Here is a 25,014-nt window from a genome sequence, read left to right as displayed (position 1 = left end):
AAAGTCAGCCGGCTAACCACAACGACAAGAATTCCGATATGACGACCAGCAATACGGCCGCGCGCGCGCTGCCGGTAGTGGATGCGCGGATCTACCCGCGCGGCGGCCTGGACATCCTCTCGCGCGTGGAAGTGGCGCGCCTGCGCGATGCCTCCAGCGGCGGCCTGCACGAACTGCTGCGGCGCTGCGCGCTGGCGGTGCTGACCAGCGGCAGCGCGTCCGACGACCCGCGCGCGGCGCGCGATCTGTATCCCGACTTCGACATCCAGGTGGTGCAGCGCGACCGCGGCGTGCGCATCGACCTGCTCAACGCGCCGGCGATGGCCTTCGTCGACGGCGAGATCATCAACGGCGTGGCCGAGCTGCTGTTCGCCGTGGTCCGCGACCTGGCCTACATGGCCATCGAACTCGGCCCCGAATCGACCACCGACCTGCAGTCCAGCGAAGGCATCACCAACGCGGTGTTCGGCCAGTTGCGCAATGCGCGCATCCTGCAGCCGAACGATCCCAAGCTGGTGGTGTGCTGGGGCGGTCACTCGATCTCGCGCGACGAGTACCTGTACACCAAGCAGGTCGGCTACGAGCTGGGCCTGCGCGGGCTGGACATCTGCACCGGCTGCGGCCCGGGCGCGATGAAGGGGCCGATGAAGGGCGCCACCATCGCCCACGCCAAGCAGCGCAAGCACGACAACCGCTACATCGGCGTGACCGAACCGGGCATCATCGCCGCCGAGTCGCCAAACCCGATCGTGAATCACCTGGTGATCATGCCGGACATCGAGAAGCGCCTGGAGGCCTTCGTCCGCATCGGCCACGGCATCATCGTGTTCCCCGGTGGCGTCGGCACCGCCGAGGAGATCCTGTACCTGCTCGGCATCCTGCTGCGCGAGGAGAACCGCGACCTGCCGTTCCCGCTGATCCTCACCGGCCCGACCATCGCCGCGCCGTATTTCGAGCAGATCGACCGCTTCCTGCGCCTGACCCTGGGCGAAGTGGCGACCTCGCGCTACGAGATCGTGGTCGGCGATCCGGTGGCGGTGGCGCGCAAGATGGCCGCCGGCATCCAGCAGGTGCGCACGCACCGCAAGGAGCAGAAGGACGCGTTCTACTTCAACTGGTCGGTGGACATCCCGCTGGAATATCAGCGTCCGTTCGAGCCGACCCACGAGGCAATGGCCGCGCTGGATCTGCACCATGGCCGTCCGCCGCACGCGCTGGCCGCGGACCTGCGCCGTGCCTTCTCCGGCATCGTCGCCGGCAACGTCAAGGAAGACGGCATGCGCCGCATCGAGCAGCACGGTCCGTTCGAGATCCATGGCGATGCGGACATGATGCAGGCCCTGGACGAATTGCTGCGCGCCTTCGTCGAACAGCGCCGCATGAAGATCTCCGGCGAGTACCGGCCCTGCTACCGGGTCATGGCCTGAGTCCGATCCGGATCGTCGCGACGAACCAGGCGCCATCGCTGGCGGTGTGCAGCGAGGCGCCTTCCAGGCTGTCCAGGCGCGTGCGCAGCGCCGACAGGCCGACACGGTGGCCGCGGCCGATGTGCGGCGACAGGCCGCCCACCGGTACCGCGTTGCGCACGCGAATCTCCAGGGCGCCGTCGCGCTCGCCGATGGCGATGCCGATCTCGCCACCCTCGGCACTGCATTCGATGCCGTGGTGGACGGCGTTCTCCAGCAGCGGTTGCAGCGACAGCCGCGGAATCCGCACCGGTGCCGGCGCCTCGGGCACGTCCCAGTGCACGCGCAGGCGCGGCCCGAAACGGATCGCCTCGATGTCCAGGTAGCGCCTGGCCAGGTCGATCTCGTCCTGCAGGTCGACCAGGTCCGGCGCGGCCAGCGCGGCGCGGAACAGGTCCGACAGGTCCATCAGCAACTGTTCCACCTGCTGCGGTTGCCGGTGTACCAGCATCACCGCCGTGTTGAGCGTGTTGAACAGGAAGTGCGGCTGCACGCGCGCGGTCAGCGCGTCGATCTCGGCCTGCTTGGCGCGCTCGACCAGTTGCTTGATGCGCACGTGGTTGTGCAACGCGGCCATGCCGAGCAGGCCGATCAGCAGGGCGATCCCGGACAACTGCAGCGACAGCGTCAGCCATGCGTGATCGGAGAGCTGCCAGTAGTCGCCGAACGCGTACAGGATCACGCCGCTGATCAGCCAGGTCAGCGCCTGCATCAGGCTCAGCGTGGCCACGGTGATGGACAGGAAGCCGCAGTTCGCCAGCGCCCGGCGGAGCAGCAGCAGGCTGGCTAGGGTCAGCAGCGCGACCCACTGGATGCCCAGCGACGCCAGGCCGAAGTAGACCCAGCGGCTGCCGCCCATGCCCGCGCCTGGGACCGGGGTCAGGGCCAGGATGGCCGCGATGCACTCGCCGGCCATCACGATCCAGATCAGGGTCGAGGGTTGCTTGAGGGCCTGCAACTGGTCGGTGGAGTAAGCGGAGGCGGGCATCGGGGGCGGAGGCGGTGGGGCAGGGCCGAGGTGCATCATGCCGGCTGGCGCGGTGCCGCGCACGGTCCGTCCACTCCCCCATATCCGCCATCCGTCGGCAACGGCTGGCGCGGGCGCGGTCCGGCCGCTAGCGTGGCCGGCGGGAGAATCTGGGGAAGGATATGGCTGTTCCTTGCGCGCGTGGCCTTGCCGAGCGGATGCAGCGTGGCTTCACGCTGGTGGAGCTGATGGTCACGGTGGCGGTGCTGGCCATCATCATGGCGCTGGCGGTGCCGAGTTTCACCGGTTTGATCCGCAGCAACCGCCTGACCGGCGCCGCCAACGAATTGATCGCCGCGGTGCAGTTGACGCGCTCGGAGGCGGTGCGCCTGAACGGCGGGGTCAGCCTGTGTCGCAGCGACGATGGTGCGACCTGCGCCAGCGGCGGCAACTGGACCCGCTACCTCACCGTCGCCCGCGACGGCACCGTGCTGCGCAGCACGACCCTGCGCACCGGTCTGGTCGTCACCAGCACCACCTTGGACGCCATGGGCGACAAGCTGACCTTCGGCGCAGACGGCATCGCGCGCAACAGCAGCGGAACGCCGGTGACGGGGGGCATCGTGGTGTGCATGGCGGTCACCAACCCATCCAGCAATGTCAGGACCGTCAAGCTGATGGGCGGCAGCCGCGCCCAGGTCACCTCGACATCCGACGGCGGCAGTTGCACCACCATCGGCTAATTCGGTTCCGGCAAGCGGAGACACCATGAAGCGGTTCCAGAGCGGCAGACACATGGCGGGGGTCACCCTCATCGAGGTGATGATCTCGGTGCTGATCCTGGGGGTCGGCATGTTGGGCGTGGCGGCGATGCAGACCACCGCGCTGCGCAACAACCAGAGCGCGCTGCAGCGCAGCCAGATCGTCATGCAGACCTATACGATCCTCGATGCGATGCGTGCCAACCGCAATGCGGCGATGCTGGGGACCTACAACACCGGCGGCATGCTGTGCACGGCGCCCGCGGCAGGCGATCTGGTGGCGACCGACAAGTCGGTCTGGCTCAACGGTCTGAAGACGGCGATCGGTGGCGACCCGGCCACGACCTGCGGCTCCATCGCCTGCAACGACGGCAATTGCTCGATCACTGTGCAATGGGACGACAGCCGCGGCAAGAACGCGGACGGTGCCGGAAGCGCGACCCAGACCTTGCTGACGACGGCCAAGCTGTGAAGACCTCCAACATGCTTGCGCCGCCACGGCGCCACTCCGGCTTCAACCTGATCGAGCTGATGATCTCGATGTTGCTCGGCCTGCTGGTGGTCGGAGCGGCGATCGGCATCTTCCTGTCCAACCGCCGCACCTATTCGGCGACCGAGGGCCTGAGTCGGATCCAGGAGTCGGCGCGGACCGGTTTCGAGATGATGTCGCAGGACATCCGTGAGGCCGGCGGCAATCCCTGCGATTCCGGATTGCCAGTGGCGAACGTGCTGAACAATCCGACGGCGAGCTGGTGGACGAACTGGGCGCTGCCGCTGACTGGTTACGAGAACAGCAACCCATCCGGCCTCACGCTTACGGCCGGAACCGACGCGATCCAGATCCTCTCCGCTGGTACCGGCGGCGCCACCGTGACCGCGCACAACGCCGCGACCCAGACCCTGACCCTCAATGCCGCCGCCCCCGACCTGCACAGCAACGCGATCATGCTGTTGTGCGATCGCCAGCAACTGGCGGTGCTGCAGGTGAGTAGCGTTTCCGGCACCACGGCCAGTTACGCAAGTGGTGGCCTCAATAGCTGCACGCGGCTTGGACGTCTGCCGGGCGTGTGCGTCGCCGGCTCGAACAACTACACCTACGAGATCAACTCCATCCTGACCGAAGTGCGCGCCGTCCGTTGGTATGTCGCTGCCAGCAGCGGAGGAACGGGGGGCACCTCGCTGTATCAGGAAGTGATCGCGCCCGGCGGCGCGAGTCAGAAGAACGAAATCGCCGATGGCGTCACCGGCCTGCAATTCAAGTACCTGTCCACCGGCGGCACCGCCTATGTCGATGCCAATGCCGTGGGCAACTGGGCCAACGTGATCGCGGTGCAGATCAGCATGACCGTCAGTTCCAGCTCGGCGACCGGCGCGGGCCAGCCGCCGGTGACGCGGACCTTCAGCACCATCGTGAGCATCAGGAACCGGAACCCGTGAACATGTCTCCGTCGCCCCGCCGGCAGGCCGGCATCTCGCTCATCGTCGTCCTGTTGCTGTTGCTGGTGATGACCTTGCTGGGGTTGGCCGTGCTGCGTGGCACGCTGCTGCAGGAGCGCATGTCCTCCAACATGTACGACCGCAGCCTGGGGTTCCAGGCCGCCGAAGGCGCCTTGCGCGATGCGGAGAAGGCCATCCAGACCGCCGCTGCGTCCGGCAACACCATCGGCTTCAATTGTTCGTCGGGAACGACGGTATGCCCGGCCGTTCCCAGCAACACGTATACCGGCAATGTCTCCGGCTGCGCGCTGGGCGCCCAGGAGTGCTGGGTGGACGGCACGGTGAAGCCGACCGGCCAGGCGGTCCCGGCGCAGTACTACATCCAGTACCTGGGCCAGCGCACCAGCGAGGATCAGCTGGGCCTGGGCTCGAGCATCAACCAGAACCAGTACGGCGGCACCGGCGGCACCTCGCTGGAGCACTACTACCGCGTCATCGCGCGCAGCGGCAATCCGGCCGCGTCCGGCGGCCGGGCCATCGTCGTGCTGCAGACCAACGTCACCGTCAAGTAAGGGCCTCTTATGACCAGTCGAGCGAAGAAGACGACGTGCCGGGACTGGCTCCTTGCCGTGGTGGCCGGTGTGTTCATCGGTACCATCGGCGGCGCCGGCGCCGATGTGGATGTCTCGCAGTCGCCGCTGTACGTTGGCAGCGACGTGCCGGGCAATCTGACGTTCGTGCCGTCGGTGGAATTCCCCACTGTGATCAGCAAGGCGAACCTGTCCGATACCTATTCGGTGTCAAGCAGGTTCGTCGGCTATTTCGACTCCGAGAAGTGCTACAGATACCACTACAGCGACACCGAGAGCGACCGCTACTTCTACCCGGTCAGTCTGCTCGGTAACAATCCGAGCAGTTATGCCTGCACGGGTGCGGGCGTCTGGTCAGGCAACTTCCTCAACTGGGCCGCGACCCAGACCATCGACCCGTTCCGCTCGGCGCTGACCGGCGGCTATCGTTCGCGCGATACCGCGAGCGAGACGCTGCTGGAAAAAGCGGTCGCCGACCGCGTGGCGACCAGCAATTTCCCGCGTCGTTCGATCAGCAACAATGCCACGCTGATCGCCGGAGGCACAGGCGCGCAGTGGCAGAATTTCAACATGCGCATCGACGGGCTGGGCAACCAGATGTTCTTTGCCAACGGCAGCCTGGTCGACCCTTCCTCGAATCAGCAGATCGCTTACGATCCGAGCAAGCATGCCTTGAATGGCAGCTTCCTCAGGCCGGACGGTTCCCCATGCACCACGATTTTGAACCTGGGCTGTGTGCGCGATACGACGCTGACGTTCCAGGTCTCGGTGCGGGTCAAGGTGTGCGATGCCAGCCTCGGAACCGCCTACCTGGAAGATAACTGCGTCGCTTATCCCAGCGGCTACTACAAGCCGGAAGGGTTGATCCAACAGTATTCCAAACGCATCCGCTACAGCATTTTCGGCTACAAGAACGTCGACATCCAGCAGGGTGCCGGTGCCGATAGCGGCATTCTGCGCGCCAAGCAGAAGTTCGTCGGTCCTTATACCTACAACCCCGACGAGGGGCGGTTGGCCAATGCGGCGAGCGAATGGGATCCGCAGACCGGCGTCATCTATCAGAACCCGGACAGCGCCGATGCGGCAGCGACGTCGGCGCTGATCGGAACCGATCCCGCCTATCAGATCGTCAACAGCGGTGTCATCAATTACCTCAACAAGTTCGGGCAGCTCAAGACCGGCAAGAACGTCAAGTCGTACGACGATGTCAGCGAGCTGTACTACGCCGCGATCCGCTACTTCAAGCATCAGGGCAATATCGCCGCCTATTCGGCGCTGAGCGGAACCCCGCAGGTCAGGTATCAGCAGGCCGACGGCTTCCCGGTCATCACCAACTGGAACGACCCGATCTCCTACCGGTGCCAGGTCAACGTGATCCTGGGGATCGGCGATACCAACACGCATTACGACAAGAATCTGCCGGGCAACAGCAGCAATCTCAGTGGCGAGCCGAGCAAGCCGCAGGAAGTGTCGAGCGACACCTCGGTCGACGTGCTTGCGCGCATGGGGCAGATCTGGCGCAAGGAAGGCTTCAACGCGACCGATGCGGCGAATCGGGCGGCTGCCAGTTCGTTCAACGGCAACGGCAATTCCGCCTACATCGCGGCACTCGCCTACGACGCGCACACCAGGGATCTGCGTCCCGACACTGCCAGCGACGGCTTGCCTGGCAAGCAGACCCTGTCCACACACTGGGTCGACGTGGTGGAGTACGGCGATTACAAGTCGCCCAATACCAACCAGTACTGGCTGACCACCAAGTACGGCGGTTTCCGGGTGCCGGAAGGCTACGATCCAGAGACCAACATCAGCGCCTTGGCGGATTCCACCTGGTGGGACGGCAGCTCCTACGTCAATGGCAATACCAATTACAAGAAGCCGGACAATTACTACCTCGCTGCCGACGCGGAAAAGATGGTGGCCAGCCTGCGCCAGGCGTTCGAGCGCATCCTGGAGGAGATGAAGGGGTCTGCGGCGTCCCTTGCCAGCAACACGACCAAGCTGGAAGCGGGCGCGCGGACGTACCAGTCGGTGTTCTACAGCGGTACCTGGCGTGGCGACGTGGTGGCGTACGACGTCAACCAGACCACCGGCGCCCTGACGCAAGCGTGGAGTGCGAGCGCGCAGTTCCCGGCCTGGGATACCCGGACGATCAAGTTCGTCAACTCGAGCGGGAATCTGGACAATTTCGCTTACGGCAGGCTTTCCGGAACGCCGTTGTCGTCCGCGACGCAGAACCAGATCAACTATCTGCGTGGCGACCGTTCGCAGGAGAAGGCCAATGGTGGCGTCCTGCGTACCCGTACCGGCATCCTGGGCGACATCGTCAATTCGCAGCCGGTCTATGTGGGAGCGCCCAACCCGCGGCTGTACACCACGGCGACGTTCAACGGTGCCAGCACCTACGCCTCCTTCGCCGCGGCCAAGTCCACGCGCGCGCCGATGATCTATGTCGGTGCCAATGACGGCATGCTGCATGGGTTCGATGCCAGCACCGGTGCGGAAAAATTCGCCTTCGTGCCGAAGGCGGCGATGACCGGGTTGCTCGACTACACCGATCCGAACTACCAGCACCGCTATTACGTGGACGGCGAACTCACCGTGTCGGACGTCTACTCCGGGAGCGGCTGGCGCTCGGTGCTGATCGGCACCATGGGGCGGGGCGGCAAGGGCATGTTCGCGCTGGATGTCACCGACCCCAACAACATCACCGTGCTGTGGGACAAGACCTCCACGGCCACCGACCTCGTCGGGCTGGGCAACAACCTCGGCAAGCCGATCATCGGGCAGCTCGCCAACGGCCAGTGGTACGCGATGCTCGGCAATGGCCCCAACAGCACTGGCGATTCGGCCGATCTCATCCTGGTGAATGCCATGACCGGGGTGTCGAGCCGCATCCAGACCGGGTCGAGCGGCAACAATGGCCTGTCCGGTGTATTGGCCTGGTCGTCCAACAACGATTTCATCGTCGATCGTCTGTATGCAGGCGACCTCAACGGCAATCTGTGGCGGTTCGACATGACCGGCGCGAACGGGACGCCGCGCAAGCTGTTCTCCGCGAGCTATGGGGCAAAGGCGCAGCCGATCACCGCCGCGCCCACGGCGGCGAAGGATCCGGCGACGGGATTGACCTGGGTGTTCTTCGGGACCGGCAAGTACCTGTCCAGCGGCGATCTTGGCAACAAGGACGTGCAGAGCTGGTATGGCCTGATCGATCGCGGCACGCTCATTTCCTCCAATCGCGCCAGTCTGAACAAGGTGAACATTCTGCAGGAAGGCACCGTCAATGGCTTTGCCGTGCGCGTCATCGAGGACAAGCCCAGCGCCGGGACGGACGGCTGGTACATGGACCTGATATCGCCGCCCGGCACGACGCCGCAGGGCGAGCGCATGGTGGTCTCCAACTTCTTCCAGGGCACGGCGTTGATCGGCACGACGCGCATTCCGGATTCGGGCGACGTGTGCAGCCCCAGCGGCAAGGGCTTTGTGATGGCGATCAATCCGTTCACCGGTGGCCGGCTGTCGCAATCCTTCTTCGACCTGGACGGCAGCGGCGGATCCAGCACCGGCGATACACTCAATGGCACTCCCGTCTCCGGCATTGGCCTGGACAGCAGTCCTAACAGCCCGATCTTCATCGGCAACCAGATGCAGATCGCCTTGGACAATGCGAGTACGACCACACTCGGTACCAACAGCAGTGCGCTCAGCATGAAGCGGGTGTCCTGGCGCGAACTCCTGAGGAACAATTGATGCGACATTTCTCCTTTCCGGCCCGCCGGCAGCGCGGCTTCACCCTGATCGAGCTGATGATCGTGGTCGCGATCGTGGGTGTTCTGGCGGCGATCGCGTTCGCCAGTTATCAATCGCACATCGTCAAGTCGCGCCGCTCCGCGGCGTCCGTTTGCCTGCAGCAAGGCGCGCAGGTGATCGAGCGTTACTACACGACCAACATGACGTACGTGGGCGTCCCCAGGCCTCAATGCGGAACCGATGCGGTGCAGTTCTACAACGTCGATTTCACCGGCACGCCAACCGCCAATGCGTTCAAGTTGACCGCGACGCCGACCGGTCCGCAGTTGGCCAAGGACACCCAATGTGGCGCGCTCAGCATCGACCAGAAGGGCGCGCGTACTACATCCACCGGTGCGGGCGAGGGCACCTGCTGGTAAGCCGGTTGGCACGGGGGCCGAGGCGGTGAAGATCTGGCCACAGGCCCTTGCCATGCCCGACAGGCCTCTATACAATGCGCCTCCCCGCCCGAATAGCTCAGCCGGTTAGAGCACTTGACTGTTAATCAGGGGGTCGTTGGTTCGAGTCCAACTTCGGGCGCCAAATCCGCAAAGGCCGCGAGCAATCGCGGCCTTTGCTTTTGTGCGTCAGTCCGGCATCCGGCAGGACATCGGTTCCGTCGCTTTTCGGGTACGGATGCGGCCGGTGTTGTTGACCACCACCGCCGCGCGTAGCCGGCCCCGCTCGCAGATGTTGACGGTCAGGTTGCTGCCGGCGCTGCGGCCATCGGGCAGGAAGCGGATCGAGGGCCGACCATGGTTGGAGCGCAGGATCAGGCTGCCGGCGCCAGGGACGCTGCCTTCGCTGAGGATGCTGTCCGGCGCGGTGGGCTGGCCTTGCCGTTCCGGGTCGCGGAACACCAGCCAGCCCTGGCTCCAGTCGCTGTCGCTGCGGCAACTGCCGTCTCCGTTGGACGGGCAGGCGCTGACCGGAACACCGGAACTGATGGCGCTGCTGCGCGCCAACGCGAGGTGCGCGCTCAGCTGGTGCGTGGCGGCCGTCAAGCGCTGGTTCGCCAGCAGTTCGCGGAATGCCGGCAGGCCGATGCCCGCGACCAGGCAGATCACCACCATCACGATCATCGCCTCGAGCAATGTGTAGCCTTTGACCGCAGCGTTCCGCATGTCCGTCGTCTCCCAGTGCGAGGCCGCCAGTCTCGCGGTGGGGCGTCAGGGCTTGAATGAGGGGGTTGTGCGTTCCCATGTAGGGAATCTCCCCGGCGCGGGGTCGGCCGACGCTGTCGCCCGCGCTTTCCACCTTGAGGCTTGTGCATGTCCGACCGTTTCCAACTCGTATCGCCGTATTCGCCGGCCGGCGACCAGCCGCAGGCGATCGAGAAGCTGGTGGCCGGCTTCGAGGCCGGCCTGGCCAAGCAGACCCTGCTCGGCGTGACCGGCTCGGGCAAGACCTACACCATCGCCAACGTGGTCCAGGCGATCCAGAAGCCGACCCTGGTGATGGCGCCGAACAAGACCCTGGCCGCGCAGCTGTACGGCGAGTTCAAGGCGTTCTTCCCCAACAATGCGGTCGAGTATTTCGTCAGCTACTACGACTACTACCAGCCAGAGGCCTACGTGCCGTCTTCGGACACCTTCATCGAGAAGGACAGTTCGATCAACGAGCACATCGAGCAGATGCGCCTGGCCGCGACCAAGACCCTGCTGTCGCGGCGCGATGCGCTGGTGGTGGCCACGGTCTCGGCGATCTACGGCCTCGGCGCGCCGGAGGACTACCTGTCGCTGCGGCTGATCCTGTCGATCGGCGAGCACGTCGAGCAGCGCCAGCTGATCCGCCACCTGACCGACCTGCAGTACACCCGCAACGAGTACGAACTGCACCGCGGCAGCTTCCGCGTGCGTGGCGAGGTGATCGACGTGTTCCCGGCCGAATCCGACAGCGAAGCCTTGCGCATCGAGCTGTTCGACGGCGACGTGGAGCAGCTGACCCTGTTCGATCCGCTGACCGGCGAGACCCTGCGCAAGCTGCAGCGCTACACGATCTACCCCAAGACCCACTACGCCACCACCCGCGAGCGCACCCTCAGCGCGGTGGACACGATCAAGCTGGAGCTGAAGGACCGGCTCGAGCAGCTGTATGCGCAGAACAAGCTGGTCGAGGCGCAGCGACTGGCCCAGCGCACCCAGTTCGATCTGGAAATGATGGCTGAGGTGGGCTTCTGCAACGGCATCGAGAACTACTCGCGGCACCTCACCGGCAAGGCGCCGGGCGAGCCGCCGCCGACCCTGTTCGACTACCTGCCGCCGGACGCGTTGCTGGTGGTGGACGAATCGCACGTCACCGTGCCGCAGATCGGCGCGATGTACAAAGGCGACCGCTCGCGCAAGGAAACCCTGGTGGAGTTCGGCTTCCGTCTGCCGTCGGCGCTGGACAACCGGCCGCTGCGCTTCGAGGAATGGGAGGCGCGCTCGCCGCGCAGCATCTACGTGTCGGCCACGCCGGGGCCCTATGAATTGCGCGAATCGGCCGGGGAGATCACCGAGCTGGTGGTGCGCCCGACCGGACTGATCGATCCGGAAGTGGAGATCCGCCCGGTGGCCACCCAGGTCGACGACCTGCTCTCGGAGATCAACCTGCGCGTGGCCGATGGCGACCGCGTGCTGGTCACCACGCTGACCAAGCGCATGGCCGAGAACCTCACCGAGTATCTGGGCGAGCACGGGGTGAAGGTGCGCTACCTGCACTCGGACATCGACACGGTCGAGCGCGTGGAGATCATCCGCGACCTGCGCCTGGGCAAGTTCGACGTACTGGTCGGCATCAACCTGCTGCGCGAGGGCCTGGACATGCCCGAGGTTTCGCTGGTTGCGATCCTGGATGCCGACAAGGAAGGCTTCCTGCGCTCCACCGGCTCGCTGATCCAGACCATCGGTCGCGCCGCGCGCAACCTGCGCGGCAAGGCGATCCTCTACGCGGACAAGATGACGCGTTCGATGCAGGCCGCGATCGACGAGACCGGGCGACGCCGCGAGAAGCAGGTGGAGTACAACCTGGAGCATGGGATCGTCCCGAAGTCGGTGGCGCGCCCGATCGTGGATATCCTGGAAGGCGCGCGCGAGGACGCAGCCGAGGCCAAGTCGGGCAAGGGCAAAGGCAAGGGCAAGACGCGCCGGGTCGCGGAAGAGCCGGCCGACTACCGGACGTTGGCGCCGGCGGAGATCGCCGCGCGGCTCAAGGCGCTGGAGCAGGAGATGTACCAGCACGCGCGCGATCTGGAGTTCGAGGACGCGGCGCGGGTACGCGACCAGATCAAGAAGCTGCGCGACGCCAGCCTGGTCGGCTAGGCGGGCCGCAGCGGCCGATACGGGGACGGGTCTTGTTCTTGTGCGCCAGGTGGGCTAAGATTCGCGCCCCTGCAGCGGTGCGCCGCAGCAGAGAAGGGCGGTTAGCTCAGCGGTAGAGCACTACCTTGACATGGTAGGGGTCACAGGTTCGAACCCTGTACCGCCCACCACGACGCGAGAAGCGAACGTGGACACGACGAAGCCGGCGCAAGCCGGCTTTTTTGTGCCTGAGGCGCGGCCGCGAGTGGCCCGGAGGCAGGCCGCTGGCCGCGCGGCCGGGCTTGCTTTAGCATCCGAGCGAACGATCAGGCGAGGAGGCCAGGCGCATGGTTGAATACCATCATACGGTGCAAGTCAAAGGACGCTACCAGCTCGTGGCGTTGACCCGGGAGCCGGAATACAGCCCGGCCAACGTGGTGGGCTATACGGTGACCACCGACGGCGGCGCGCGCGTGGATCCGCACGACATGTCCTGGGACGAGGCGCGGGTCTTCCTGGATACCCTGGTCGAGCGCGATCGGGACGCGGTCAGCGCGGAAAAGAAGCCGTCGCGGAACAAGCCGAGTACGCGGCAGCGCCGCTAGAACGCGCCATGCGTGTCGAGCCAAGGCATGGCCCGACGACTGGACGACCTCGGGCGAGACCTGCCGAAGCCGTGGGCGTTGCCATGAGCGCCACCGGGCATGGCATTTGTGGCGTGGACACTGCCCGGCGGTGAGCCGTCTCCGGCCGACGCTGCACCACGCAATCCATCTCGCCAGGCGGATCGCCGACGCGGGTCGTCGCAAAGTGCGGAACTCGCTCTAGAATATTCGCCAGGATGGATCAGGGAGGATAGGGCTTGTCGAATCGTAAACTCGTTGCGGCGGCGCTCGTCGTCGTGCTCACGGCCGTCTGCGGCTATTTCCTGTCCGGCTATCTGGTCCTGCTGTTGCTGAAGCTGGACACGCGGATGTTCGGGCTCGGCACCTATTACCAGTACGTCCACGCCATCGGCTTGCCGGAGGTGGCCCCTTACGTCGGCAAGATCAAATGGGCCGGCTATCTCGGCTTCGGCTTGCCCGGCTTGCTGGCCCTGCTGATCCTGGTGCTGATGTTCAAGCCGCCCAAGCGCAGCCTGCATGGCGACGCGCGCTTCGCCGGCGCGGCCGACCTGTCCAAGCATGGGCTGTTCAAGACCAGCGGCGACGGCATCGTGGTCGGCAAGTTCCGCGGCAAGCTGGTACGCCTCAGCGGCCAGCAGTTCGTGATCCTGGCGGCCCCGACCCGGTCGGGCAAGGGTGTCGGCGTGGTCATTCCGAACCTGCTCGAGTACCAGGAATCGGTGGTGGTGCTGGACATCAAGCAGGAGAACTTCGATCTGACCAGCGGCTGGCGCGCCAGCCAGGGCCAGGAGGTGTTCCTGTTCAATCCCTTCGCCGAGGACCGCCGTACCCATCGCTGGAACCCGCTCAGCTACGTCTCCGACGATCCGGCGTTCCGCGTCTCGGACCTGATGAGCATCGCGGCCATGCTGTACCCGGACGGCTCCGACGACCAGAAGTTCTGGGTCAGCCAGGCGCGCAACGCGTTCATGGCGTTCTCGCTATACCTGTTCGAGAACTGGGACGACGAGCGCAACATCGGTTTCCCCGGCGGTCTCGGCACGCCGACACTGGGCGCGATCTACCGCCTGTCTTCCGGCGACGGCACCGATCTGAAGAAGTACCTGAAGTCGCTGTCGGAGCGGCGCTTCCTCAGCGGCAACGCCAAGTCGGCGTTCTCCAACATGCTGTCGCAGGCGGACGAGACCTTCGCCTCGATCATGGGCACGCTCAAGGAGCCGCTCAACGCCTGGATCAATCCGGTACTGGATGCGGCCACCAGCGACAACGACTTCCTGCTGACCGACCTGCGCAAGAAGAAGATGACCATCTACATCGGCATTCAGCCCAACAAGCTGGCCGAGAGCCGCCTGATCATCAACCTGTTCTTCAGCCAGATCATCAACCTCAACACCAAGGAACTGCCCAAGAGCAATCCGGCATTGAAGTACCAGTGCCTGCTGTTGATGGACGAGTTCACCGCGATCGGCAAGGTCGACATCATCGCCTCGGCAGTGTCATATATGGCGGGCTACAATGTTCGCCTTCTGCCGATCATCCAGAGCATGGCCCAGCTCGATGCCACCTATGGCAAAGACGTCTCGCGGACCATCATCACGAATCATGCACTGCAGATTCTCTACGCTCCGCGCGAGCAGCAGGACGCCAACGACTACTCCGAGATGCTCGGCTACACCACCTTCCGCAAGAAGAACGTCACCCGCGGCAAGGATGTGACCCGCAGCGTGTCGGAGGAGAAGCGGGCGCTGATGCTGCCGCAGGAGTTGAAGGCGATGGGGAACGATCAGGAAGTGTTCTTGTACGAGGGCATTCCGCATCCGGTGAAGTGCGACAAGATCAAGTACTACAAGGATCGCCACTTCACTGCGCGGCTGCTTCCGAAAGTCGACATTCCGACACTCTCGATCTGAAAGTGTGACGAAAAACACCTATTTTTTGGGCGTATTTATCAGTTGAACGTTTTTTTGCCAAATGCTTGACGTGAGCATGCCCCTGCGGCACATTCTCGCGAGTATGGCGGTGCATTGGTAACAGAAACAGGAACAGGGGCGTGGGTCGAACAGACGCACGTAAGGGGTGACATGGAAGGTTTGCTGTCAAATTCCGTTTTCTTCGGCGCTGATCGCGCGGCCTCGGGTGCCTTCCGTCGCCCGCCGCAGATCCGCGTGCGAGCCGTTCCCGGCGCCTTCCTGGCCGCGACGCACGTGTCGCGTCGTCATGTCGAACTCCGCCATCCAGCAGTGGGCTGCCTGCGTGCCGCCCGCTCTCAATACGTTTCCGTAATTCAGAGGCTCGCGTGAAAAGAACGCATATGTTTCGGCTGATCGCTACGTTGAGTGCCGTCGCGCTGTTGAGCGCCTGTGCAACCCGGCCGGCGCCCGATTTCCGCGGCAAGTGGAAGCCGGTCAATCGTTTCTCCGAGTCGACCATGGAGATCCCGCTGTACTCGTCGTACGTGTACCAGGCGATCCCGATGGACGGCACGCTGAAGACGATGCTCGAGCGCTGGGCCAAGGATTCGAACATGCAGCTGTCCTACGGCATCCAGTCCGATTACACGCTGTATGCGCCGGTCGCCAAGATCAACACCACCAGCATCCAGCAGGCGGTCGCCGAGTTGAGTGTGGTCTATGCGCAGGAGGGGCTGAGCGTGACCGCTGCAGGCAATCGCATTCTGGTGCAGCCGTCGTCGTCGCTGAGCGGTGCGCCTGCGGCCAGCGGCAGCACGAAGTGACGTCACCGTCGGCGTGCACGCTGTACGCCGGCAGCCACATTACGAAACCTGGTGAAGTCTGATGTTTGGTAAAAAGCCGGTCGAAAGCGAAAACGTCAACAAAGCGGTAGCGAAGGCGGTCAATTACGAAATCAGCATTGCTGATCTGGCGCGCCGTAGCGAGCGCCGTGCGTGGTGGGTCGCGTTCGGCGCCATCATCATGTGCCTGCTGCTCGGTGGCGGGTACTACTACATGCTGCCGTTGAAGGAGAAAGTGCCGTACCTGGTGATGGCGGATGCGTATACCGGCAACTCCTCGGTGACGGTATTGCGCAACAGCGGCGATATGCAGAGTGTCACCAACAGCGAAGCGCTGGCCAAGAGCAACGTTGCACGCTTCATTACCGCACGTGAGTCCTACGATTCGGAGATGATGGGGCTCAACGACTGGAATACGGTGTTCTCGATGGCACCCAGGAATACCGCGGTGGGAGCCGAGTATTTCAATCTACACGCGCCGAACAACCCCTCGGCGCCGTACTACACCTACGGCAAGGCGCGTTCGATTCGGGTCAAGATTCTGAGCATCAACCTGCTCGGCGGCGGCGGCAAGCCCTATACCGGTGCCAATGTGCGCTTCCAACGCAGCATCTACGACAAGAAGACGGGGCAATCCACGTTTCTCGACAACAAGTTCGCCATTCTTGGCTTCAAGTACAACAGCAATCTGGCCATGGAAGACGATCTGCGGGTGCAGAACCCGTTGGGGTTCCTGGTGACTGATTACCGGGTCGACAACGACTACTCGGCCATGCCGGTTCCGCCGTCGTCCGCCGTGCAAACCCCTGCAGCCGGTGCGGTTCAGCAACCGGCCGCCACACAGATGCAGGGAGCTACGGGACAAATGCCCGTGCAGCAGCAGGTGCCTGGTCAGCCGATGATGCCGGGTGCGAACGGCACGATGCCGGTCCCGCAGCAGGAGCCGATGTCCAATCCGGTAAACGCGCCGGTCTATCCGGGAGCGCAGCCCGCCGCAGCGCCTCCTGCACCCAACGTTGCACCTCAGCACAATGTTAATGGAGCGAACGTTCGATGAGTTTCCTGACGAAAACCGGTGCGGCGCATGTCGCGTTGCTGGCTCTGGGCCTGTTCGCGCCGATCGCGTCGGCGCAGGTGGTCCAGCAGTACGAGTACGAGCCTGACAAGATCTATCAGGTGCGTACCGGCCTGGGCATCACCACCCAGATCGAACTGAGCCCGAACGAGAAGATCCTCGATTACAGCACCGGTTTCACCAGTGGCTGGGAACTCAGCCGTCGCGAGAACGTCTTCTACCTGAAGCCGAAGAACGTCGATGTCGATACCAACATGATGATCCGCACCGCCACCCATTCCTACATCCTGGAATTGAAGGTGGTGGCGACGGATTGGCAGCGGCTGGAGCAGGCCAAGCAGGCCGGCGTGCAGTACAAGGTGACCTTCACCTATCCGAAGGACACCAGCTTTGCCGCGGCGAGCGACGAGGTGAAGGATGAGTCGCAGCTCGATACGCGGCTGACCAAGGACCGCCATTACTACTTCGACTACGACTATTCCACGCGTTCCAAGCAGACGTGGATCGTGCCGAGCAGCGTCTACGACGATGGCAAGTTCACCTACATCAAAATGGATCTGACGCGTTTCCCGACGGGCAATTTCCCGGCCGTGTTCGGCCGCGAGAAGGAAAGCGATGAGGATTTCCTGGTCAATACCACAGTCGAGGGCAACACCCTGATTGTCCACGGGACCTATCCCTTCCTGGTCATCCGCCACGGCAAGAATGTTGTCGGCTTGCGTAGGAACAAGCAAAAGTGAACTCGAATCTACCTCCGTCTGACGAAAACTACGGCCGCGACAACGGCCAGCCGCGCAATCCGCAAGCGGACGATGCACCGCGCGAGAATCCCTACTTCGCTCGCCAGCAGCAGACTGCCGATCCGGATCTGGACGCCAACGAGCCGGTGCTGCGTTCCAGCGACCTGAAGAAGCTCAATCGCAAGGCGCTGGTGTTCCTGGCCGGTATTGCGGCACTGCTGATCCTGGCGATCTTCTGGCTGGTGAGCGGCAGCAGCACGCCCGAACCGGCGCCGAAGCCGCGACAGGAAGCGGTGGTGGCGCCTGCGTTGCCGCAGACCGCCGCGCCGCCACCAGTGCAACCGGCCGAACCGGTGCAACTGGCCGAGCAGCCGAGCCTGCCGCCGTTGCCGCCGATGCCCACCGATCCCGACGCGCAGATGCAGTCGGCGCCGCGACAGGAGCGTGGCCCGTCCCTGCTGGAGCGGCGCATGGCCGGCCTGCAACAAGACGCAGGCGGCCAGGGCCTTGGCGGCATGATGCCGGGGCAGGAGCAGGGTGGGGCACCGATGCAGCAGGAGCAGGAGACCTCCGCCAAGCCGATCGCCAATCCGGACGGTCTGCTGGTGCGCGGTACCTATATCCGCTGCGTGCTGGAGACCCGGATCATCACCGATTTCCCGGGCTTCACCTCCTGCATCATCACCGAGCCGGTCTACTCCATCAACGGCCGCCGCCTGTTGCTGCCGAAGGGGTCGAAGATCCTCGGCCAGTACGGTTCCGCGGAGCCGACCGGCCCGCGCATGCAGGTGGTCTGGGATCGCATCACCACGCCGACCGGCATCGATGTGACCCTGCTTGGCCCTGGCGTCGACAACCTCGGCAGCGCCGGCCATCCGGGCCAATACAATGCGCACTGGGCGAGCCGCATTTCGTCCGCGCTGATGATCAGCATGCTCAGCGACGCCTTCAAGTGGGCGGCAGCCGAGCACGGCCCGAAGACCACGACCACCGGCCTCAACTCAGGCGTGGTCACCGAGCAGCCGTTCGAGAGCAACACGGCGCAGTCCATCCAGCGCCTGGCCGACCAGGCCCTGGATCGCCGGCGCCCCGCCACCGTAACCATCAACCAGGGCACCATCGTGAACGTCTACGTCGCCAAGGACGTCGACTTCACGGCCGTGTTGCCGCGTTGACCGAGATCGAGACAGCGACGTGACGTTCGACGACTCTCCGACCGCGCAGATCTCCACGGATTTCCTGGATTACCAGTACTCGGTACTCGGCATCCTGGATTACCTGAACTCGCCGGAAGTGACGGAAATCTGCATCAACCGTCCCGGCGAGTTGTACCTGGAGACGCTGCGCGGCTGGCAGCGGATGGACATTCCGTCGCTGACCTTCGACCGCGCGCGGCAGTTCTGCACGGCGGTGGTCAACGAGAGCAATACCGGTCAGCGCATCACCGATGCCGATCCGGTGGTGTCGCTGACGTTTCCGACAGGTCAGCGCGCGCAGTTCGTGATCCCGCCGGCCTGCGATGCCGGCAAGGTGTCGATCACCATCCGACTGCCGTCCAAGCACACCAAGACGCTGGAGCAGTACAAGGAAGACGGCTTCTTCCAAGAGATCCTGGAAGTACAGTCGGGCCTCAGCGAACAGGATCGCGAGTTGCTCGAGTTGCGGCGGCAGCGCGATTACGCCGAGTTCTTCAAGAAGGCGGTGCTGTTCAAGAAGAACGTCGTCGTTGCCGGCGCCACCGGTAGCGGCAAGACCACCTTCATGAAGTCGCTGGTGAACCACATCCCGCACGAAGAGCGCCTGGTGACCATCGAGGATGCGCGCGAACTCTTCATCAGTCAGCCCAATTCCGTGCATTTGCTCTATTCGAAAGGTGGACAAAGCACTAGCAACGTCACCGCGAAGAGCTGCATGGAAGCCTGCCTGCGCATGAAGCCTGATCGCATCATCCTGGCCGAGCTGCGCGGTGACGAGTCGTTCTACTTCATTCGCAACTGCGCCTCCGGTCATCCGGGTTCCATCACCAGCTGCCACGCTGGCAGCATCGGGCAGACCTGGGACCAGCTTGCGTTGATGGTCAAGGCATCGGCCGAAGGCTCAGGCCTGGAGTTCGCCGTCATCAAACGGTTGCTGATGATGACCATCGATATCGTTGTCCATATCAAATCGCACGCGGGCCGGCGCTATATCACCGGGATCGATTTCGATCCGGAGCGCACGCATTCGGGCGGAGGGTGAATATGTTCATTGAAGTGATAAGGCGGAACGACGCCGATTGACTTTGAATTTTTCTTCCAACACGATTGATTTGCGACATCTGCGGCGTTTCGGACGAGTTGCCGGGAAGCCGATGCATAAGGAGTAACCACGGCATGTTGCCAGGCATGGAACTACTGAGCTGTCCCGAAATGGCGGTTCCGGCTGAAGTCATGCAGCACGTTGTGCGCGTCGAGTCGTCGCACAATCCGTTCGCGATCGGCGTGGTCGGCGGCCGCCTGGTGCGCCAGCCGCAGAACCTGCCCGAAGCGGTCGCCACCGCGCGGATGCTGGAAGAGAAGGGCTACAACTTCTCCCTTGGTCTGGGGCAGGTCAATCGCTACAACCTGATCAAGTACGGTCTGGATACCTACGAGAAAGCGTTCAAGACCTGTCCGAATCTGCAGGCCGCGTCCAAGATCCTGGCCGAGTGCTACAGCCGTTCCGGTGGCAATTGGGGCAAGTCGTTCAGTTGCTACTACTCCGGCAACTTCGAGACCGGGTATCGGCATGGCTACGTGCAGAAGGTCTATGCGTCGATCAACCAGAGCAGGGCGCTCGCCGCGTCCACCGCGGGTGCGATCCCGGTGATCCCGGCAGGCGGCGTGCGCCGCATGGTCGTCGACTCGGCGAAGGCCGCGGCGGTGCGCGAAGTCGATTCGATCGTGTCGCGGCGTATCGATGCTGCGGCAGGCCAGCTCGCCAGCGGCCTCGCCGCGCAAAGCCAGTTGTCGGTGCGTCCCCAGGCTGCCGTTGCGGCGCCGGCGCCGCAGACCGCTGGCGGGGTAGCGGCCGCATCGGCACAGCCGACCGCGGCAGATTCCGATCTCTATGTAATACGACCTACAGGCGCCGGCAAAGGAGTGGCGGTTCCTGCAGGTGGCGGAGCGCCCCCAGCTCCGCACGTTGCCGCACACGCGCCGCAGGCCGTGGCGGGAGCGGCCGTTCCTGGCACAAGTACGCCGCCGCCGACGTCTGGCGACGGGGCCTTCGTATTCTAGCCAGATGCAGTAGCGCGGCCATGCAAGTGGCTTTTTGATCACCCCCTGTTTTCCAGTCAAGGAGATACTCACGATGTTCAAGAACAATCAATTGAAGTCGAATGCCAAGGTCGTCGGTACGGCAGCGCTGCAGGCGGCGGTGTTCACCGTGGCCCTGCTCGCGTCCAGCTTTGCGATGGCGCAGGACTATGCCGGTGCCGACCAGAAGGTGTGCGGTTTCCTCGGCAAGACCAACAACATCCTGAACATGGCGTCGGTCGTCGTGGTGACCATCGCGGTCGTCTTCGCCGGCTACCAAATCGCGTTCGCCCACAAGCGCGTGGCCGAAGTGGCGCCGGTGCTGCTGGGCGGCGTGCTGATCGGCGCGGCCGGTCAGTTGGCCAAGATGCTGATCGGCGACACCGGTCAGACCGAGTGCAAGGCCACCGCAGCCATTCAGATGATCCAGCACGTCCTGCACTATGCATAAGAACGTACTTTTCCGGGGCTGCACCCGGCCGGCGATGTTTTTCGGGGTGCCGTACATCCCGTTCTTCATCGGCGCGGGCGGCGGCTTCCTGATGGGTATCTATTTCGATATGTGGCTGCTGCTGCTCATTCCGGTCATCGTCTTCGTCATGCAGCAGATGACCAAGCGGGACGAGATGATCTTCCGCATGCTCGGGTTGCGCTGGATGATGAGGATGCGCGTGCGCAACCTGCAGCGCTATTCCGGCATGTGGGTGTTCTCGCCGAATGAGTACAGGAAAGAGGTGCCGGGCGCCAAGCGCTAGCTTGGAACCTGTCGCCGGGTCTCGACCCCATGCACGGCGCCTCTGTCGTGCATGGGGTTGTTCGGTTTTTCGTGTCGGCGCGCGGTGCTGGTGTGAGCGCGGTCGACGGTTCCCGGGGCATGTGCGCCGGGCCTTGGCAAGACGAAACGGATTCTGAGTTATTCCCTTATGTTCATCCCGGATACTTCAATCAGCGAATTCATCTCCATCTCCACGCATGTGGCGCCGTCCGTGCTGAAGACGACGGGAGGAGATTTCATGCTGATCTGGCACTTGGGCGGGCTTCCGTTCGTAGGCCGCGAAGAGTGGGAGATCGAACACCGGCACAACACCTTCAACCGCATGCTGCAGACGCTGCGCGCCCCGGATTTCGCCAATGTGGCGTTCTGGGTACACGACGTGCGTCGTCGCCGCCGCATCAAGAACGCCGGCAAGTTCAAGCAGGCGTTCAACCAGGAGCTGTCGGACCAGTACTACGGCACCTTGTCCTCGCAGAAGATCATGCAGAACGAGCTGTACATGACCATGATCTATCGCCCGGTGGTGACGGGTAAGCGGCTCATGGACAAGTCGTCGAGCATTCCGCAATTGCAGTCCGAGCAGGACCAGGCGATTGCCAAGGTGCTCGAACTCGCCGGCAATGTCGAAGCCGTGCTGAAGGACTACTCGCCTTACCGGCTGAGCATGTACGAAGCCAGCAATGGCGTGGTGTTCTCCGAGGCGCTGGAGTTCTTCGGCTATCTCATCAACCGCATCGACGAGCCGGTGCCGGTGCTGCAGGCACCGGTGCCGGCCTATCTGCCGGTCAGCAAGCACATGTTCGCCAACAAGACCGGCGACTTCGTGATCAAGACCCCGGAGGGCGTCAATCATTTCGGCGCCATCTTGAACATCAAGGAATACACCGACGGGACCTATCCCGGCATTCTCAACGGCTTGAAGTATCTCGACTTCGAGTACGTGGTGACCCACTCCTTCAGCCCCATGGGGCGGCACGACGCGCTGAAGGTGCTCGACCGCACCAAGGGCATGATGGTGTCCTCCGGCGACAAGGCGGTGAGCCAGATCCACGAGCTCGACTTGGCGATGGATCAGCTGTCGTCGGGCAATTTCGTGTTGGGTGAGTACCACTTCACCATTGCGGTCTACGCCGAGACCCAGGAAAAGCTCGCGCAGCAGGTGGCCACCACGCGCGCGGAGCTGTCCAACGCCGGTTTCGTCTCGACCAAGGAGGATCTGGCGGTCGCGTCCTCCTTCTATGCCCAGTTGCCAGGCAACTGGCGTTATCGCACGCGCATCGCCAGTGTCAGCTCGCTGAACTTCCTCGGCCTGTCGCCGCTGCACAACTTCGCCCAGGGCAAGCGCGAGAACAATCCGTGGGGCGAATGCGTCACCACCTTGCAGACCACCAACGGCCAGCCGTACTACTTCAATTTCCACGCCACGCATCCGGCGGAGAACTCGCTGGGCGAGAAGGCGATCGCCAACACCATGGTGATCGGCAAGTCGGGTACCGGTAAGACCGCGTTGATCAACTTCCTGCTCAGCCAGGTGCAGAAGTTCGATCCGATCCCGACCATCTTCTTCTTCGACAAGGACCGCGGTGCCGAGATCTTCGTGCGCGCCTGCGGCGGCAACTACCTGGCGCTGGAGAACGGCAAGCCCACCGGCTTCAACCCCTTCCAGTGCGAGCGCACCGAGGCGAACGTGCAGTTCCTGGCCGACCTGATCAAGGTCCTGGCCGGCAAGATCGAGTACACCTCGCGCGAAGAGGAGGACATCTTCCGCGGCGTGGAAGGCATGCTCGATACGCCCATGCATCTGCGCAGCATGACCAATTTCCGCAAGAGCCTGCCCAACATGGGCGACGACGGTCTGTACGCGCGCATGCGCAAGTGGACCGCAGGCAATTCGCATGGTTGGGTGTTCGACAACCCGGTCGATACGATCGACCTGGAGAAGGCGAGCATCATCGGCTTCGATTACACCGACGTCATCGACAACCCGGAAGTGCGCGTTCCGGTCATCAACTACTTGCTGCATCGGCTGGAGGCCCTGATCGACGGCCGGCCGCTGATCTACGTGATGGACGAGTTCTGGAAGATCCTCGACGGCAAGGGTGGCCTGAAGGAATTCGCCAAGAACAAGCAGAAGACCATCCGTAAGCAGAACGGCCTGGGCATCTTCGCGACCCAGAGCCCGGAGGATGCGCTCGCCAGCGACATTTCCGCCGCACTGGTCGAACAGACCGCGACCATGATCCTGCTGCCCAATCCCAATGCCAGCAAGGAAGACTACATGGACGGTCTCAAGCTCACCGAGGCCGAGTACCAGGTCGTGGTCAGCCTGGACGAGCGCTCGCGCTGCTTCCTGGTCAAGCAGGGCCATGGGTCGTCGGTGTGCCAGCTCAATCTGCGCGGCATGGACGATGCGCTGTCGGTCATTTCGGCGTCGACCGACAATATCGAAATCATGCACCAGGTGCTGGAGCGCAAGGCCAAGGAGCATGGCGTCGCGCCGGACGATCTGACGCCCGAGCAGTGGTTGAACGAGTTCTATGCACGGCGCAAGGGTTCCGGAAAATCGGGCCCGGCGAGGGCGGTGTCTTCGGATAATCGGGGGGCGGCGGCGGTCAACTGACCGCTTCGCCCAGTCACGCGTGGCAATGTTTCTACAAGATCTGTGTTGAGGTGTTTATGGACAAGACGATGAAATCCTCCAATCGCGTTCGTGTCGTTGCTGTAGCTGCGCTGCTCATGCTGTTGCCAGCGACTGCTTTTGCGCAGTGGAAAGTGATCGACAATAAACAAATTGACGAGAACAAAACCAATACCAATACGCTGGATAAGAAGCTCGACAAGATCCGTGAAGACCACCAGGTCGGCAAGGCCGAGAAGGAAAAGTCCAGCGGCGATGAGGTCGACAAGCCGAAGGAGAAGTTGGTCAAGGTCGATGACAACTATGGTGTCTCCGATTGCGCCGCCAAAACCTCGGGAACGCCGGTGTCGCAGGAGCAGCAGCAGACTTGCGAATTGATCCAGCGTACGCGCAACTCGCAGTTCAATTACATGGTGGCGATGTACGACATCACCGAGAAGCGGTTGCAGCGCCTGCGCGACCTGGAACAGCAGCGTGCGAACATCAGCAAGGAGCAGATTGGCTTGCTGGAAGACAATACCAACAAGCTGATCGCGCTACGCGCGCTGATGGACATCGATCGCCAGCAGACCGAGGCGGCGATGTTCGCCTACGAGAAGCGCCTGTCCTACCTGACGCAGGTGCAGTCCGCTGGCGCCTGGGCCGCAATGAACGGCAAGAAAGCGCCGTCGGCCACGACGACGGGCGGCGGCGGTTTGTTCGAAGGGTTCTCGGGTTTGAGCGATTTCGCAAGCAAGCTGGTCGGCGGCGCGGTGATGGGCGGAGCCTTGCAACTCGCCAAGTCAAAGCGGCCTGATGGTCTCAAGCAATTGAGTATCGAAGATTAACCACGCTGCCCG

Annotated in this window: 22 protein-coding genes and 2 tRNA genes; 22 read left to right on the top strand and 2 right to left on the bottom strand. The window is 63.5% G+C overall.

The features are described 5' to 3' along the window. Positions 1 to 38: 38 nt before the first annotated feature. Positions 39 to 1,427 (top strand): nucleotide 5'-monophosphate nucleosidase PpnN, encoded by a 1,389-nt coding sequence (gene ppnN, locus GGR71_RS00885; RefSeq protein WP_048489901.1) that lies wholly within the window; start codon positions 39 to 41, stop codon positions 1,425 to 1,427. Here ppnN and GGR71_RS00880 read toward each other — a convergent pair. Further along, the gene (locus tag GGR71_RS00880) at positions 1,417 to 2,454 is read right to left on the bottom strand and encodes a sensor histidine kinase (protein WP_160957085.1); all 1,038 of its coding nucleotides are present in this window, start codon (positions 2,452 to 2,454) and stop codon (positions 1,417 to 1,419) included. The genes ppnN and GGR71_RS00880 overlap by 11 nt on opposite strands. A gap of 197 nt (positions 2,455 to 2,651) precedes the next feature. Between GGR71_RS00880 and GGR71_RS00875 the strand changes: the two genes are divergently transcribed. The 7 genes from GGR71_RS00875 to GGR71_RS00845 all read left to right on the top strand — a co-directional run bounded on the left by GGR71_RS00875 (position 2,652) and on the right by GGR71_RS00845 (position 9,556). After that, positions 2,652 to 3,176 (top strand): GspH/FimT family pseudopilin, encoded by a 525-nt coding sequence (locus tag GGR71_RS00875; protein ID WP_048489903.1) that lies wholly within the window; start codon positions 2,652 to 2,654, stop codon positions 3,174 to 3,176. Positions 3,177 to 3,201: 25 nt separating this feature from the next. Then, positions 3,202 to 3,666 carry a type IV pilus modification protein PilV gene (pilV, locus tag GGR71_RS00870; protein WP_160957084.1) on the top strand — a complete coding sequence of 155 codons (465 nt, stop codon included), beginning with the start codon at positions 3,202 to 3,204 and terminating at the stop codon, positions 3,664 to 3,666. A gap of 11 nt (positions 3,667 to 3,677) precedes the next feature. Beyond that, positions 3,678 to 4,631, top strand: a complete 954-nt coding sequence (locus tag GGR71_RS00865; protein ID WP_160957200.1) for a PilW family protein — start codon at positions 3,678 to 3,680, stop codon at positions 4,629 to 4,631. A gap of 2 nt (positions 4,632 to 4,633) precedes the next feature. Then, positions 4,634 to 5,203: a pilus assembly PilX family protein gene (locus GGR71_RS00860; RefSeq protein WP_160957083.1), complete on the top strand. Its 570-nt coding sequence runs from the start codon at positions 4,634 to 4,636 to the stop codon at positions 5,201 to 5,203. Positions 5,204 to 5,212: 9 nt separating this feature from the next. Beyond that, positions 5,213 to 8,974 carry a pilus assembly protein gene (locus tag GGR71_RS00855; RefSeq protein WP_184451570.1) on the top strand — a complete coding sequence of 1,254 codons (3,762 nt, stop codon included), beginning with the start codon at positions 5,213 to 5,215 and terminating at the stop codon, positions 8,972 to 8,974. Beyond that, positions 8,974 to 9,393, top strand: coding sequence for a type IV pilin protein (locus GGR71_RS00850; protein WP_160957082.1), 420 nt, complete (start codon positions 8,974 to 8,976; stop codon positions 9,391 to 9,393). The genes GGR71_RS00855 and GGR71_RS00850 overlap by 1 nt, the downstream gene beginning before the upstream one ends. An 86-nt stretch (positions 9,394 to 9,479) precedes the next feature. Then, positions 9,480 to 9,556, top strand: a tRNA-Asn gene (locus GGR71_RS00845). A 44-nt stretch (positions 9,557 to 9,600) separates the two neighbouring features. Here GGR71_RS00845 and GGR71_RS00840 read toward each other — a convergent pair. Next, the gene (locus tag GGR71_RS00840) at positions 9,601 to 10,137 is read right to left on the bottom strand and encodes a GspH/FimT family pseudopilin (RefSeq protein ID WP_160957081.1); all 537 of its coding nucleotides are present in this window, start codon (positions 10,135 to 10,137) and stop codon (positions 9,601 to 9,603) included. A 147-nt stretch (positions 10,138 to 10,284) separates the two neighbouring features. On the opposite strand from GGR71_RS00840, the gene uvrB reads away from it, so the two are divergent. From uvrB to GGR71_RS00770, 14 genes are all read left to right on the top strand, one after another. Next, positions 10,285 to 12,315 (top strand): excinuclease ABC subunit UvrB, encoded by a 2,031-nt coding sequence (gene uvrB / locus GGR71_RS00835; RefSeq protein WP_160957080.1) that lies wholly within the window; start codon positions 10,285 to 10,287, stop codon positions 12,313 to 12,315. 95 nt (positions 12,316 to 12,410) lie between these two features. Further along, positions 12,411 to 12,485 (top strand) — tRNA-Val (locus GGR71_RS00830). A gap of 156 nt (positions 12,486 to 12,641) precedes the next feature. Further along, complete coding sequence (locus tag GGR71_RS00825) at positions 12,642 to 12,899, top strand: hypothetical protein (protein ID WP_160957079.1); 258 nt, start codon at positions 12,642 to 12,644, stop codon at positions 12,897 to 12,899. Between the two features lie 296 nt (positions 12,900 to 13,195). Continuing rightward, positions 13,196 to 14,830: a type IV secretory system conjugative DNA transfer family protein gene (locus GGR71_RS00820; RefSeq protein WP_082143382.1), complete on the top strand. Its 1,635-nt coding sequence runs from the start codon at positions 13,196 to 13,198 to the stop codon at positions 14,828 to 14,830. Between the two features lie 401 nt (positions 14,831 to 15,231). After that, a complete protein-coding gene (locus GGR71_RS00815; RefSeq protein ID WP_160957078.1) occupies positions 15,232 to 15,654 on the top strand; it encodes a hypothetical protein in 423 nt (140 codons plus the stop codon). A gap of 61 nt (positions 15,655 to 15,715) precedes the next feature. Then, the gene (locus GGR71_RS00810) at positions 15,716 to 16,729 is read left to right on the top strand and encodes a type IV secretion system protein (protein ID WP_160957077.1); all 1,014 of its coding nucleotides are present in this window, start codon (positions 15,716 to 15,718) and stop codon (positions 16,727 to 16,729) included. After that, the gene (locus GGR71_RS00805) at positions 16,726 to 17,487 is read left to right on the top strand and encodes a TrbG/VirB9 family P-type conjugative transfer protein (protein WP_160957076.1); all 762 of its coding nucleotides are present in this window, start codon (positions 16,726 to 16,728) and stop codon (positions 17,485 to 17,487) included. The genes GGR71_RS00810 and GGR71_RS00805 overlap by 4 nt, the downstream gene beginning before the upstream one ends. Continuing rightward, positions 17,484 to 18,662 (top strand): TrbI/VirB10 family protein, encoded by a 1,179-nt coding sequence (locus tag GGR71_RS00800; protein ID WP_160957075.1) that lies wholly within the window; start codon positions 17,484 to 17,486, stop codon positions 18,660 to 18,662. Before GGR71_RS00805 ends, GGR71_RS00800 begins: the two co-directional genes overlap by 4 nt. 19 nt (positions 18,663 to 18,681) lie before the next feature. Next, a complete protein-coding gene (gene virB11, locus GGR71_RS00795; RefSeq protein ID WP_048489916.1) occupies positions 18,682 to 19,725 on the top strand; it encodes a P-type DNA transfer ATPase VirB11 in 1,044 nt (347 codons plus the stop codon). A gap of 134 nt (positions 19,726 to 19,859) precedes the next feature. After that, positions 19,860 to 20,744, top strand: a complete 885-nt coding sequence (locus GGR71_RS00790) for a lytic transglycosylase domain-containing protein (RefSeq protein ID WP_456362562.1) — start codon at positions 19,860 to 19,862, stop codon at positions 20,742 to 20,744. Between the two features lie 73 nt (positions 20,745 to 20,817). Then, positions 20,818 to 21,213, top strand: coding sequence for a TrbC/VirB2 family protein (locus GGR71_RS00785; RefSeq protein ID WP_048489918.1), 396 nt, complete (start codon positions 20,818 to 20,820; stop codon positions 21,211 to 21,213). Next, on the top strand, positions 21,206 to 21,517 hold the full coding sequence (locus GGR71_RS00780) for a type IV secretion system protein VirB3 (RefSeq protein ID WP_010340363.1): 312 nt from the start codon (positions 21,206 to 21,208) through the stop codon (positions 21,515 to 21,517). Before GGR71_RS00785 ends, GGR71_RS00780 begins: the two co-directional genes overlap by 8 nt. Before the next feature lie 168 nt (positions 21,518 to 21,685). Continuing rightward, entirely contained in the window at positions 21,686 to 24,157 is a 2,472-nt protein-coding gene (locus GGR71_RS00775) for a VirB4 family type IV secretion/conjugal transfer ATPase (protein WP_160957073.1), read from the top strand. Positions 24,158 to 24,225: 68 nt separating this feature from the next. Beyond that, a complete protein-coding gene (locus tag GGR71_RS00770; protein ID WP_456362561.1) occupies positions 24,226 to 25,002 on the top strand; it encodes a hypothetical protein in 777 nt (258 codons plus the stop codon). Positions 25,003 to 25,014 lie beyond the last annotated feature (12 nt).

It is taken from the genome of Xanthomonas sp. F1 (genome assembly GCF_014199855.1).
The sequence above is the reverse complement of the archived record's forward strand: the minus strand, read 5'-3'. Positions and strand labels throughout refer to the sequence as shown.

Coding starts and splice junctions, on each gene's coding strand:
- GGR71_RS00855 (WP_184451570.1), top strand. CDS start 5,213: ATGACCAGTCGAGCGAAGAAGACGACGTGCCGGGACTGGCTCCTTGCC.
- GGR71_RS00815 (WP_160957078.1), top strand. CDS start 15,232: ATGTTTCGGCTGATCGCTACGTTGAGTGCCGTCGCGCTGTTGAGCGCC.
- GGR71_RS00810 (WP_160957077.1), top strand. CDS start 15,716: ATGTTTGGTAAAAAGCCGGTCGAAAGCGAAAACGTCAACAAAGCGGTA.
- pilV (WP_160957084.1), top strand. CDS start 3,202: ATGAAGCGGTTCCAGAGCGGCAGACACATGGCGGGGGTCACCCTCATC.
- GGR71_RS00805 (WP_160957076.1), top strand. CDS start 16,726: ATGAGTTTCCTGACGAAAACCGGTGCGGCGCATGTCGCGTTGCTGGCT.
- ppnN (WP_048489901.1), top strand. CDS start 39: ATGACGACCAGCAATACGGCCGCGCGCGCGCTGCCGGTAGTGGATGCG.
- GGR71_RS00880 (WP_160957085.1), bottom strand. CDS start 2,454: ATGCCCGCCTCCGCTTACTCCACCGACCAGTTGCAGGCCCTCAAGCAA.
- GGR71_RS00780 (WP_010340363.1), top strand. CDS start 21,206: ATGCATAAGAACGTACTTTTCCGGGGCTGCACCCGGCCGGCGATGTTT.
- GGR71_RS00875 (WP_048489903.1), top strand. CDS start 2,652: ATGCAGCGTGGCTTCACGCTGGTGGAGCTGATGGTCACGGTGGCGGTG.
- GGR71_RS00850 (WP_160957082.1), top strand. CDS start 8,974: ATGCGACATTTCTCCTTTCCGGCCCGCCGGCAGCGCGGCTTCACCCTG.
- GGR71_RS00860 (WP_160957083.1), top strand. CDS start 4,634: ATGTCTCCGTCGCCCCGCCGGCAGGCCGGCATCTCGCTCATCGTCGTC.
- GGR71_RS00825 (WP_160957079.1), top strand. CDS start 12,642: ATGGTTGAATACCATCATACGGTGCAAGTCAAAGGACGCTACCAGCTC.
- GGR71_RS00865 (WP_160957200.1), top strand. CDS start 3,678: ATGCTTGCGCCGCCACGGCGCCACTCCGGCTTCAACCTGATCGAGCTG.
- GGR71_RS00770 (WP_456362561.1), top strand. CDS start 24,226: ATGAAATCCTCCAATCGCGTTCGTGTCGTTGCTGTAGCTGCGCTGCTC.
- GGR71_RS00775 (WP_160957073.1), top strand. CDS start 21,686: ATGTTCATCCCGGATACTTCAATCAGCGAATTCATCTCCATCTCCACG.
- GGR71_RS00790 (WP_456362562.1), top strand. CDS start 19,860: ATGTTGCCAGGCATGGAACTACTGAGCTGTCCCGAAATGGCGGTTCCG.
- GGR71_RS00785 (WP_048489918.1), top strand. CDS start 20,818: ATGTTCAAGAACAATCAATTGAAGTCGAATGCCAAGGTCGTCGGTACG.
- GGR71_RS00840 (WP_160957081.1), bottom strand. CDS start 10,137: ATGCGGAACGCTGCGGTCAAAGGCTACACATTGCTCGAGGCGATGATC.
- uvrB (WP_160957080.1), top strand. CDS start 10,285: ATGTCCGACCGTTTCCAACTCGTATCGCCGTATTCGCCGGCCGGCGAC.